Annotated in this window: 8 protein-coding genes and 3 pseudogenes; 6 read left to right on the top strand and 5 right to left on the bottom strand. The window is 35.1% G+C overall.

Annotation, left to right across the window (positions count from 1 at the left end; genetic code table 11):
• Positions 1-70 precede the first annotated feature (70 nt).
• The 5 genes from H1D32_RS21690 (at position 71) to H1D32_RS21710 (ending at position 4,042) form a co-directional block, all read left to right on the top strand.
• Positions 71-250, top strand: a complete 180-nt coding sequence (locus H1D32_RS21690; RefSeq protein WP_314733479.1) for a CxxH/CxxC protein — start codon at positions 71-73, stop codon at positions 248-250.
• Positions 251-318: 68 nt separating this feature from the next.
• Entirely contained in the window at positions 319-798 is a 480-nt protein-coding gene (gene rlmH / locus H1D32_RS21695; protein ID WP_261180287.1) for a 23S rRNA (pseudouridine(1915)-N(3))-methyltransferase RlmH, read from the top strand.
• Positions 799-1,303: 505 nt separating this feature from the next.
• A complete protein-coding gene (locus H1D32_RS21700) occupies positions 1,304-1,990 on the top strand; it encodes a response regulator transcription factor (RefSeq protein WP_261180288.1) in 687 nt (228 codons plus the stop codon).
• Positions 1,965-3,233, top strand: coding sequence for a hypothetical protein (locus tag H1D32_RS21705; RefSeq protein ID WP_261180289.1), 1,269 nt, complete (start codon positions 1,965-1,967; stop codon positions 3,231-3,233). Before H1D32_RS21700 ends, H1D32_RS21705 begins: the two co-directional genes overlap by 26 nt.
• Positions 3,234-3,265: 32 nt before the next feature.
• Positions 3,266-4,042 (top strand): sensor histidine kinase, encoded by a 777-nt coding sequence (locus H1D32_RS21710; protein ID WP_396126307.1) that lies wholly within the window; start codon positions 3,266-3,268, stop codon positions 4,040-4,042.
• Between the two features lie 264 nt (positions 4,043-4,306).
• Here H1D32_RS21710 and H1D32_RS21715 read toward each other — a convergent pair.
• The 4 genes and pseudogenes from H1D32_RS21715 to H1D32_RS21730 all read right to left on the bottom strand — a co-directional run.
• Positions 4,307-5,070, bottom strand: a pseudogene (locus H1D32_RS21715) (FAD-dependent oxidoreductase); the annotation flags it as partial.
• A 188-nt stretch (positions 5,071-5,258) separates the two neighbouring features.
• Positions 5,259-6,368, bottom strand: a complete 1,110-nt coding sequence (locus tag H1D32_RS21720; protein ID WP_261180291.1) for a glycosyltransferase — start codon at positions 6,366-6,368, stop codon at positions 5,259-5,261.
• Positions 6,361-7,692, bottom strand: coding sequence for a GT-D fold domain-containing protein (locus H1D32_RS21725; protein ID WP_261180293.1), 1,332 nt, complete (start codon positions 7,690-7,692; stop codon positions 6,361-6,363). Before H1D32_RS21725 ends, H1D32_RS21720 begins: the two co-directional genes overlap by 8 nt.
• Before the next feature lie 92 nt (positions 7,693-7,784).
• Positions 7,785-8,890 (bottom strand): annotated as a pseudogene (locus H1D32_RS21730) (tetratricopeptide repeat-containing glycosyltransferase family 2 protein).
• Between the two features lie 183 nt (positions 8,891-9,073).
• On the opposite strand from H1D32_RS21730, the gene H1D32_RS21735 reads away from it, so the two are divergent.
• Positions 9,074-10,819 (top strand): glycosyltransferase family 4 protein, encoded by a 1,746-nt coding sequence (locus H1D32_RS21735; protein ID WP_261180294.1) that lies wholly within the window; start codon positions 9,074-9,076, stop codon positions 10,817-10,819.
• 691 nt (positions 10,820-11,510) lie between these two features.
• Here the strand turns inward: H1D32_RS21735 and H1D32_RS21740 are convergent.
• Positions 11,511-12,784, bottom strand: a pseudogene (locus H1D32_RS21740) (IS110 family RNA-guided transposase).
• Between the last annotated feature and the right edge of the window lie 113 nt (positions 12,785-12,897).

Raw genomic sequence — 12,897 nt, forward strand, 5'->3', positions numbered from 1 at the left:
GTCTTTTTTGCTTTGTTGTGGATAAAAAAGGACAAAGTAGTTAAAATGGGTTAATGTAGAAGTTTAACTAATGAAAGAAGTGATTGAGGTAATGTATTATTGCTGTGAAGAACATGTTGATTTAGCGATCGATATCGTTGTTGATGAAAGAGAACTTGCTCCTATTATGGAGAAAATAGATCCGGAAAAAAAGTTGTCCACAACCTGTAACTTCTGTACTGAAAAGGCAATTTATCAAATAAGTGGATAAATTGCCTTTAACCTGTTGATATGTGGATAACTTTTGTGGATAACATTGAAAAAGTGGTGAATTAAGCTGTGAATATCTCTATTGTGACAGTTGGCAAGCTAAAAGAGAAATATTTAATTAATGGGATTAATGAATACATAAAAAGAATGGGCCCCTATGCAAAGATCGAAGTTATTGAAGTGCCAGATGAAAAAGCGCCAGAACAATTAAGTGACGCCGAAATGCAGCAAGTTAAAGATAAAGAAGGTGAGCGAATTTTGGCAAAGGTACCTGCTGACGCCTATGCCATTGCGTTAGCCATTGAAGGAGAAATGTGGAGCTCAGAAAAGTTAGCCAAAGAGCTAGATAAGCTTGCTACTTACGGCCGTAGTAAGGTCACATTTATTATTGGTGGCTCGCTCGGCTTAAGTGCCGCCGTCATGCAGCGTGCCGATGCAGCCCTATCATTTTCAAAAATGACTTTTCCACATCAACTGATGAGGTTGATTTTGGTTGAGCAGGTGTACCGCGCTTTTAGAATTAATAGGAATGAACCGTACCATAAATAGAGGGATTTTTTTGATTTCAAAAAAGATGTTTATAATGATTATTTATAAAAATTGACTGAAGACGCCAAACTAATATACTAGTTTGGCGTTTGTTATTTAAAGATAAGTATATGTGTGTTTTTTTAGTATTTGATGTCTAGCTCCAGCGCCCAGCCTCTCGAGGTCAAATAACCTGCCTAGGAAAAAGGACTTCACTTTTTCTTAGTTAAAAAGTGAAAAGGCACCCTACTTGTTCCTGCGGTTACTCGTCGCAAAGCTTGCAAAGAAGAATACTCAGGGTGTTGCTTGTCAGAACATTTGCTAGTTGGGGCTAAGCAGGGAAAAAGCACTACACTTTTTCCTAGGGCGCTTGCGCTTTTCTTATGATCTTACCACCTTTTGAAAACACTAAGAATATCTTAAGAACTGTATAAAGTGTTTATTAAGATTTTATTGATATTATTTTCTTATAACGAGCGATAAAGAGGTGATAAATGTTGAAAATTACATTTAGGAGTGAATTTCCATGAACATACTAGTTTGTGATGATGACAAAGCAATTGTCGAAGCGATAGAGATCTATTTAGAAAATGAAGGCTATAAAATATTTAAAGCTTTTAATGGAATAGAAGCAATAGAAGTAATCAGAGATCAAGAGATCCATCTTATTATTATGGATATTATGATGCCTAAGATGGATGGGATTAGAGCTACCATGAAGATTAGAGCAGAAAATAATATCCCATTGATCATGCTTTCGGCTAAATCTGAGGATTCAGACAAAATAATCGGACTAAATATAGGGGCTGATGACTATATCACCAAGCCATTTAATCCCTTGGAGCTGATAGCGAGGGTTAAATCTCAACTGAGAAGATATACAACCCTGGGAGGTCTTGAAACGAGGAGCAATGTATATCAGACTGGGGGACTTGTGATCGACGATGAAAGTAAAACAATCACCGTCGATGGGGAGGACGTCCATCTTACACCGGTACAATATAAGATGTTAAAGTTTCTGATTGAAAACGCTGGAAAAGTATTCTCAATCGAGGAGATCTATGAGAAGGTATGGAATGAAACGGCGCATAGTCCGGAAAATACGGTGTCCGTTCATATAAGAAAAATCCGAGAGAAAATAGAAATAAATCCGAAAGAGCCAAAATATTTGAAGGTGGTGTGGGGAGTTGGATATAAAGTTGAAAAAATATAGTCACTCAATCATAACAAAAATCGTTATTTTTATTATTGCGATCATCTGTTTAACTGGGGTCATGAAAGTGGTCGTAGAAGTAGAGATTGAAAATGATGCGCAACTTAGTAACGCTTTGGAAGATCATTATTTTCAAAGCTTTACATATGTACAAGAAAGTGCAAAACTCATCCGTAACCTCACTTCCCTAATAGAAGAATATAAGAATGAGGAACATATTTTAAGTGGTGGAACAATTGGTGAGGATGAATGGAGACGAGTTGAAGAAAACTTATTTTCAGATTATCAATTCCGTTCTAGAAATTATAACCATGAGTTAAGTGAAGAGGAAATTTATGAAACGTTTAAACAAGAATATGCAGACGAAATCACCCAGGCAAAGGATAAGTTGATTAAGGATGATTTAAAAGAGTATCATTTGCTCCTGCAAAATCTAGAAGAGTATGAGGTACCATTGTTTTATGCCAGTGATGGCAAAAATGTGTTTACAAACACTACTTTGATAGAAAAAATGCAGTTTGAAACCTACCCTGCTTATATGATATTTGAGGATTATAAACAAGAGATTTACCCAAAGGAAACGAAAGAAAATGAGTATTTATCTCGGTTAACACATCACCTAGATCGGTTGGATCCAGAAAACACGGTTGTTTATGTTGCCTTCACGGAGGAATTTTTAGATTCTAAAATAAAAGTATGGCAAGAAAACAAAGCAATTGGTACAAAAAAGTTATATAAACTAGTAGGATTTTTAATAGGATTTATTTTTTCATTTTCCTATCTCGTACTCGTAATAGGGCGAAAGTCGTTTAACGATCAAGAGTTACACTTGAACGCAATAGACAAGCTATACAATGAGATTAAAATAGTAATATGTATATTTCTTATACCAATTTGGTTGGAATTGGTAAAGGAAATCTATAGAAATATTGATATATTCCTCTTACCAATAACGGTTCCTTTTGCCATTCTTGGACTTGTACTGGTACTGTCACTCGTAAAACATTTAAAAAATAAAACACTTATCAAGCATACATTGATCTATAGTATTATTTATAAGTTAACTAAATTTGTAGGGGATGTATATAGTAGCGGTAATGTTGGCGTGAAGACGGTCTTAGTCGTAATAGGTTATCCTATACTAGTAGCGTTAACGTTTTTCATGTTCCCGGTAACGATTGGTTTAGCAGCCTGGTTTGCCTATAAAAGATTAAGTCCTTCAATGCAATTCAGGAAGGGGTAGAGACAATAAAGGATGGAAATCTTCATTATCGGATTGAAGTGGGTGGAAAAGGAGAGTTAGGAAGACTAACTTCGAATATTAATAGCATCACTGATGGATTGAAAAAGGCAGTTGATAGCGAACTTAAAAGTGAGCGGTTAAAGACTGAGCTTATCACCAATGTATCACATGATATAAGAACACCACTAACTTCCATTATTACCTATGTGGATCTACTGAAAAATGAGAAGGACCCATTAAAGGTAGAAAAATATATTGAAGTACTGGATCAAAAATCAAAAAGGTTAAAAATTTTAACAGATGATTTATTTGAAGCAGCAAAGGCTTCTAGCGGAAGTATTCCAGTTGATTTTGAGAAAATTGATATCGTCTCCTTGATAACTCAGGGGCTAGGGGAAGTAAATGACAAAATTGAGGCCATGGCATTAGATTTTAGGTTGAATCATCCTAAGGACAAGGTTTATGTTATAGCGGATGGAAAATTATTGTGGAGGTCCATAGAGAACTTATTATCTAATATATTTAATTATGCTCTCGAAGGATCAAGAGTATATATAGATATTGAGGATTTAGGAAGCGAAATACTTCTTACCTTCAAAAACATGTCAGCTGCTGAGTTGAATATCTCTTCAGACGAATTAATGGAGCGTTTTAAAAGAGGCGATGAATCCAGAACGAGCCAGGGCAGTGGGTTAGGATTATCGATTGCAAAAAATCTGGTTGAAATACAAAAAGGTAAATTTGATATTCAAATTGACGGAGATTTATTTAAGGCAATCATCTTTCTGCCAAAACATACATTTATTTGATTGATTGATAATATATGAAGGTTTGGAAGGAATAGGACATCTAGGGGATGTCCTATTTATCTTTATTGCTGAAAAAATAAATCAAAGAGTAAAAGGAGTGGCCAGAGTTGGCACCTCTTATATAGAAATAGCAGGTTAAATAGATATCGTGAACCGTACCATAAGTAAGTAAGCTTTTTTTGAACATGTTCGAGGATTTAGGTGTAGAGGGTCATACAAAAAAAGTCGCTATCGCTTTTAAAAGAAACTTTTTTTATTTATGGCTTATTTGGTTACTGCTGCTTCTTCATAGGGTGTATTCCTGATTAGGTAATCGGATGAACCTAAGGCAGCCGTAGCACCAGACCGATAAAATAATGATTTGTTTGTATACACGGTTTGTGCAATCTCCTGCAGCAAATACGCCTGGTACATTTGTAGCACCATGTCTATCTACTACAATTTCACCAAAGCCGTTTCGCTCAATAAATATTGTTTAACCAATCCGTATTTGGTACAAGTCCGATTTGACCGAATACACCGGTGTATTTTTTCTGTTTCCCGGTCCATGTAAGAAATATAGTTTACTTTTTCTTCTTCAGTAATTTCTATTGTCTGTGCATTTTTAATGACAGTTACGTTAGGTAGACTATAGAGAAGTTTTGTAGTACTTCATCTGCTTTGAGCTCTGGCATAAATTAAAGGACAGTTACATGTTTGCCTATTCCAGCCAGAGCAATGGCAGCTTCAATACGAGAGTTACCGCCACCAATAACAGCTACGTCTTTTCCTTCGAACAGTGGATCATCTCTATGAGGGCAGTAAGCTACACCTTTATTTTTAAACTTTTGTCTACCTGGTACACCAACATTACGCCAGCGGGCACCTGTAGAAATATTGACACTCTTACTTTTTAGGACTGCACCGTTCTCTAATTCAATTTCAATTAGTTCCTTTTTCTCGAGACGTTTCGCCCGTTGTCAGTTCATTAAATCTATGTTGTATTCCTTCACATGCTCTTCAAGGCTAGCTGCAAGTTTAGGTCCTTCTTAAATTTTTTAACGTAGCCTTACAAAAAATGAAATTCTTTGTTAAATAAAGCTCCTCTCGTAGACTGTGTTGTTTTATATCATCTATATTGGAAACGGCTGTTTTCATAAGTTTTATAAAAATTGAGTAGGAGGGGGTTAGTCGTCCCCTCCTACTCGATTCAGTATACCTCTTCAGTTTTAAATAACTATTTTACAAATTTGCCCTTGTATTGACAGATTAAATGATGACTGTTTAATTGTCCAAGTGCTTTTAAGTTTTTTATGGGGGTTCTATAATCAGGATTTTTCTTAAGTGCCTTCATAAAATGTTCATATGCTTTAGTATAATTTTGAAGGGATAAGTATGCTTCCCCAAGGTAATTTTCAATAGTATGATCTTTGTTAGTGAAGGATAAAAAGATTTGTTTAGCATCCTCAAATCTATTTTCAAATAGACCCTTCATTCCTTCAAAGAAGGCTCGATCCCATTCGTCTTTTATGAAAGGAATAGCGGCTTCGAAAAGGTTAATCCCTTCGAGGATCATTCCTCTTTTTGATAATGCTTCGCCAATTATCAATTGTGCCTTCAGCTGACTTTTTTCTTTGCTATCGTTTTCCCAATTGATTTCATTCAATACTTCCTGAAAAGTAACATTTCCTAAAATTTCTTGAATATGCTCTGCCAACTGGTCGTAGCTTATCTCTTTTGTCAAATTACTAGTGTGGCGTCTATAAAGATAAAGCGGTTCTTGAATGTGGTAAGATGCATACTTCGTAGCTATTTGCATAATAAATTCTGTATCTTCACCTATTTTATAGGGCTTAAATTGAAGTCCAGTAAGAACTTCACTTCGAAAAATAATTGTTCCATTGTTAAAGGGGGTTCCAACATTGATTAAAAAGGAAAAAACATCGTCTTGGTGAATATTACTTGATTGCCAGTACCCGATAGGTTGATTGAGTTCATTGATTAATAACATATCCGAATGAACAAATCCAATATCTCCGTGAAAGCACTCTAGTAACCTTTCAAATCGATTAGGTAATGAAAGGTCATCCGCGTCATGAAATGTAATAAAGTCTCCATTGCAATGTCTCAGACCTTCATTTTTTGCTGCTGCTACTCCTTTGTTTTCTTGCTTATAATATTGAATTCGATGGTCATGAAAAGATTTGATAATCTTTTCCGTATCATCGGTAGATCCATCATTAACAATAATAAGCTCAAAGGATCCTATCGTTTGAATTAGAATGCTTTCAATCGTCTCTTTAAGAAATGCCTCGCCATTATAAACGGGTAAGATGATGCTAACCATTTTTTAATACCCCTTCGTAAAAGGCTTTATTTTGCAGTACGCTAGGATTGGTAGGTTCAAAACCTCTTGCTAACTCATTATGTTCATAAGCTCTTTGGACATCTCCTAATTGCCAATAACATAAGGATAATTGAATGTGAGGAGTAGTTGTAGACAAAGATGAAAAATGGCCTGTTGTTTCGCCAATTTTCACAGCTTGTTTATACCAATAAGCAGCTGTTTTAAAGTCGTCTCGTATAAAATAGTAATAAGCCATTTCACAGCAATATTCTGAATTTATTGTTTCATTATCTAAAGATCTAATTTTCGCATACCCACTTAATAACCAGTCAATGGCATGCCCAAAATCAATCGCTACTTTATTTTCCTTAGCAAGCATGCCACATATTAAATTAGCTGGAATTCCCGCTGAAACTAAAGCAACATCGTAATCATATTCTTTTGTTCTTTTTACAACATCAGGGACTGCTTTCATTCCATTAACTGGGATCGTACCTACAATACTTTCATAGCCAAGTTTTTCAAAAAACGTTTTTCCTTGCTCCATTTTATTTCCTATTAATAATACTTTATAGTTGCTAAATATTTCATGAAGTAGTGTGGTGTAATGACATAACTCAAAATGAATATTTGAACTTGCTAAGTTCATTTTACTAAAATTCCACTTATGATATTTTGCTAGTTTGGTAAATAGGTTTTGAAACGTGGGAAATCTAGCTATTGGCATTCCTATTGCATCAGTACGTAATAACACTTCAGACAATTTATCACGTGTTTCATGATCAGGTAAGTTAACTCCTGCATACGCCAAAAACTTTAGCCTCGGCTCCTTTTCAATTTCTTCAGTAGAATACAATATATCATGTGCTAAAAAGAGTAACTCTCCATCTCCTAAGCGAACAAGTGAATAGCCACGACTCATGTTTAGAGCTTCTCTTATTTCATTGGCAATTTCTTCTGCATTTTTTAATTTAATTGTCTTATCTTTCAAAACTTCTAACCCTGCACTAATTATTTCCTCAATATTGTAAGGGAGATAGTGATACTTCTTTAGGTTATTTTCAACAAATCTATCTCCACCATGATAAAGCCCTTCAACAGCAAAGTTCTTTACATCTCCTTTTTCTACATGACCAAACTTTATAAGCCTTTCCCACTCCTCTTTCGAAAGATTATACATCTTCATCACCCCTTTTTTTATCGTTTCATGTAAAACAGGAATGTTGTTTTTGCCTATGATGGATCCTCCGCCTAGTACGATCAAATCATAATTATCTAAATCAAATTCTCTTGCAGGGTTTCGTATGGTACGATCCAACTCCAAATTTACATTTCCAGTCTTTTGATCAAGCTTTTCTTTGAAAAGAAGTCATCGCCAAGGTTTTTATGACCAATCCAACCTACATACAAAATTTTCTATTTTCCCAAAAGTGTTGGATTCTCTTTAAAGTAGTCTTTAAAAAAGTTTTTATTAAACACAACACTTGGATCATTCGGTATAAACTTCTCAGCCATTGTATTATGTTCAAATGATTTTTTCATATTTCCTGTTTCCCAGTAACATAACACTAACTGTAAATGTGGGAACCATGTGGAATATGCCGGTTTCTGAAATCCCCCATAATCTCTATGGTTTTTATTGACGGCAGTAGTAAACCAAAAAATAGCACTCTCATAATCCTTTTTCCCCATAAAATAACTACCTAGACGGCAGCAAACTTCAGGTCGAGGTTGATCATATTTGAAAGAACTACATAAGGCATTTATTTCTTCCTCCTTCTGACGCAGTTGACCATAACAGTCCGCCATATTGATACAAGCCATTATATCATCTTCAATCCAGCCCTTTTTAGTTGCTAAAAATTCTTCGTAATAAAGGGTGGCTTTTTTGTAATGTTGATTGTCTTTTAATTCATTAGCATAGTAGTATAAATCTCGAGGAGAGAATGGTTTACCTTCCTTTAGCTTGTTTTCATAAATTCTCAAGTTTCTTGCCTTATCTGTAGGGGTCTTTTTCTTTTCCCCCTTATTATGGGTGACTGCAATATCCGAATTTAAAACATTGCCAGCTATTTCTAAATATTCATGTACTATTCCATGCCATTTAAAGTTTTTTTCCCGCTTAACAAGACGATTACGACGGTAGCTGAATGTGGGATTCTCGTGCTCGTCAAAAGCTATGTGATAAAGCATAGATACAACATCAATAGAATGATCGAGATTTTTCTTTAGTGCTAATAGTTTATTAAGGTCCTCTTTTTAAGAATGTCATCGGCATCTAACCAAAGGATGTATTCCATCGTTGCGTGACTAAAGGCAAAGTTTCTAGCAGCTGAGAAATCATCAATCCATTCAAAATCTATAACCTTATTTGTATAGTTAGCTGCAACTTCTTTTGTCTGATCTGTTGAACCTGTATCAACAATAATGATTTCATCACAGGCTTCTCTAATACTCTTTAAACAGTTTTCTAAAACTTCTTCTTCATTTTTAACTATCATACATAGACTGATCGTTGACACAGTATCCCCCCAATTAAGGTATTAATTCGCATTCTAATGCACTATATTCTTGTAAGAATCTAACGTGAGGGTGTTTATAAGAAGTTTACTCAAAACAATATATTTCATCTTCATTTCAGTCACTCTATAACCTCCTAATAATAAAATGTAGAAGGTTACATTAAAGAAAATGGAGGGCAAAAGGTGATACAAGAATTAAAACTTAAAGAATTTAACAAAAGGTTAAAACGCTTGCCGCTAGCTAAGAAACAAAAGTTAATTACTAAAGAGTCATTTGAAGAACTAGATGACCTTCATGTTGTATATGTGATGAGTCACGTTGGAGTAAGTGGAGGCGTAAAAATTATTTTCGAACATGTAAATCGTTTAAAGAAGTTAGGAGTTCAAGTGTCAATCGTTTCCCATTTTGAAAATCCTGCTTGGTATCCGATTGAGGCAAACTATATCCAGGTCCCATTTGATATGGAACTTGCAAAAGGGATACCAGATTGCCAGGTAATTGTAGCTACGTACTGGGATCATATTCAATCATGTATTGATACGGGTATAGCTCCAGTTGTTTATTTTGAACAAGGGGATTTTCATATTTTTGAATATGAAATGATGAATGAAGTGTTAAAGAAATTTATTGATAAGCAGTTTCAATTACCTGAATTTATCTATACGGTTTCACATAGTACAGCAAAATATATTGAGGGCCATTATCACCGAAAAGCAAAGGTTATTAATAATGCTATTGATGAAACCATTTTTTCTGAACATATAGAAGCTTATCAGCATTCTAACCCTTATTTGTTAATGGTTGGAGCAGAATCAGCAAAATTTAAAGGGATTTCTGACATTATTCAAGCTTATGAACTCTTAAAAGAAAAAGGAATAGATATTGATTTAATTTGGATTACACCAGAAGATCCATCTGTTCAAATGAAGGATAGAGTAACAAAATATTTTATTCAGCCAAACCAGCAAACCATTGCAAACCTATATAAAGGAGCTACTGTATATATATCTGCCTCGCATTATGAAAGCTTTTCCCTGCCACCATTAGAAGCAATGGCTTGTGGGTGTCCAGTTGTAACCACAAATAATAAGGGTGTACTCGAATATGCACTGCATGAAGAAAATGCTCTACTATGTGAGAAGAAAAACGTAAAGGATATGGCTGCGAAAGTAGAACAACTGTTACAAGATAAACTATTAAAAGAAAAGCTTGTTCAAAATGGTCTTTTGACAGTAAGGAAATTTAACTGGAGCCAAATAACAGGGGAATTACTTGAGTATTATCGAGAAGTTTCAGGATTAGAAGTATGTCCAACATTTCAACTAGATGAATGGGAAATAACCTTAACAGAGGATATGTGTTTACAAAAAGGAGATTATGCTAAGTTATTAAAGTTCTTGCAGTGTTCTAAAGCAAATTTTATTCAGGTACCAGTTGTCTATAGTATAGATGGTTTTATCCAATTTGCCAGGTGGGAAGTCGTTGCTAGACGAAAAAAACTATCTATGAGTATTGACCTAGACCAATGCTATTGTCCTATTTTACCTTTCAACCACCTTTCGATCTTAAACGAAAAAGCCTATCGTTCATTTTATAAAAGGGAGTTTGAAGAGTCATACGCTGAATTCACAGACCTATATAATAAACAACAAGAACCAAAGCTTCAGGCAGTCTATTTTCGGTGGATGATTTTATGTTTATACCGTCTCCAACGAAAGTATGAGGCTAGGTCCAAAATAAGTAAATGGATTGAACACTATAAACACCCTTATTTTTCAGATTTTGATTTCCTCGAGATTCTTCTCGGTGGAAAAGAGAACTCAACTTTCTTTCGTAAAATATGCCTACTAGGAGATGCTACTTCATATCCTGAATTTATTTTTAATATCAAAGATCATGTAATAAATAATAGAATAACAAAAGAATAAAATTCATAGTACCCATTAAATCGCCATAAAGATGTAGTATCCTAAGGGCAATAACAGCAAGTTTGGCGGGCATCTTTTCTAACTTGTTTTTTGCCTAAGTAAGGTATGTTTTCTGAGACAACAAAAAAAGGCTAGTGAAGAGCAACAAAGTTTACGAAAATTGCCTTGAATAAAGAAAAAAGAGACAGTTTTTTAATAACGGGTTCGTTTTGAGGTAGAAAAACATATTTAGCAGTTAAATTTACAGTAGTTTTAACATCACTATTAACAGTAAATTAGCATTATAAAAAGCAAGGGAATTGGTAATTCCTTTGCTTTTTTTGTTCTCTATGCAATTTGGTGATTATTTCGATAGTTATTAAGGTTTATTGGATATTTATGTGAATAATGGATAGGTTTTTGAGAGTAAGAGCTACATGAAGGCGTGCAGGAATAGAGGAGGTAGTGTCTAACTCCATTTATTACCATATATTGCACGTGTTCTCCACGCCGCCCCTGGAGGCTTTCCCTCCCATGTCTCAACGGGTCTATGTCCTTTCATTCCTTCGTCATGCCTATCCAAGGGGTGGAGGCTGTTTTGCTAACGAAACGGGTCGGTGCCCTTTTGTGTAAGTGATCCAGTACTCCGTGCTTTTTTGAGATCCTATGAATAAGACAACACTCGAAAAAGTATAATCTAGTTTTTAACCACCTAGGCTGCAATTGGTGAAAAAGTTTGTATTTTTTTAGGATAATAAGATTCATTTCTTCTAGCCATTCCTACTAAAAGTCTTGCGAGTTTGCCAATCAATTTCATAATGGAGTTCATTTTTTTGATTTTTTTAACATGTACATTGTGGGCGTGATAAGCTTTGAATTCAGGATTATTTACAATAAGTGATATAGTCGCTAAGTAAAGGAATCGGCGTAACCTAGACCTTCCACGCTTGGACAGCACAATTTGACCCTTCCATTTGCCTGAACTCGCCCCTGCAAGATGTAAACCAGCATGTCGTAGGAGAGAATTACCGTGTGCGAAACCACTTAAATCTCCCGCTTCTCCAAGGATTCCAGCCAGAGAAATTTCACTAATACCTTTTATGGCAAGTAGTTTGTCTGTAAAAGTAATCTGTTTGAGTACGTTGTGACTTCTTTTTCTACCCTTGAAAGTTGAGCTGTAGCTAAATCAAATTCTTCAAGTAATTGTTCTAGATGAAGTTTATAAGCAGCGGTAGCTTGTGTACTTCCAACAGAGTGTTTAGCTAAGTCAATCAGTAAGCGTGCTTTATGTAAACCTGCGTATCGTTGCATCACAGTTCTCCATCCATCAATAATTTCTTGAGGTTCTAAAGATTGAAGATCGCTTGGTGTAGGAAATAAACGTAGAGTCGCGATAGCTCCTTTGCCTTTGACATCTTTAAATACTTGTCGAAGTTCTGGAAATATAACATCGACCCAACGGTTAATCTGATTGATTGAACTGACTAAGCTTTTAACGATCACGTCACGGTTTGACATAAGTACTCGTAACTGTTCAAAGGCTTCTGAAGTCGGGCGAATAAACGCATAGTACCCATTCATGACCATATCAGCAATACCTAGAGTGTCTTTAATATCACTCTTAGATTGTGTATTATCTCGGTTTTCTTTATTCTTTTTTACAAGGCGAGGATTGACAGTTACAACATCATCGTTATGATTGTAGAGCCATTTGGAGAGATTTAGCCAGTAATGTCCCGTAGGTTCCATTCCAACGATAGCTGTATTAAAGTTAGCCTTAGAGATTAAATGATTTATCCATTCTAATAATCTAGCAAAGCCATCTTTATTATTTTCAAATGTAAGAGGCTCACAAACGATAATCCCACGAAAATTAACAGCACGAGCTACATGAAATTGTTGGGCTATATCTATTCCTACGACAAGGTGTTCATGTGTAATTCTTTCAATCAATTGATTTTGTTTGTCTTGCATTTTATACTTCATAGTAGAGCTTCCTCCTTAGATTTTTGAGTTTTAGAGTGATGTCTATTCTCATATCTTACTGAGGGGCTCTATTTTTTCAAACCTGATAATTAACGCTCTACAGGATTGCTAAG

Origin of the sequence: Anaerobacillus sp. CMMVII (assembly GCF_025377685.1) — a bacterium.
Taxonomy (GTDB): Bacteria; Bacillota; Bacilli; order Bacillales; family Anaerobacillaceae; genus Anaerobacillus.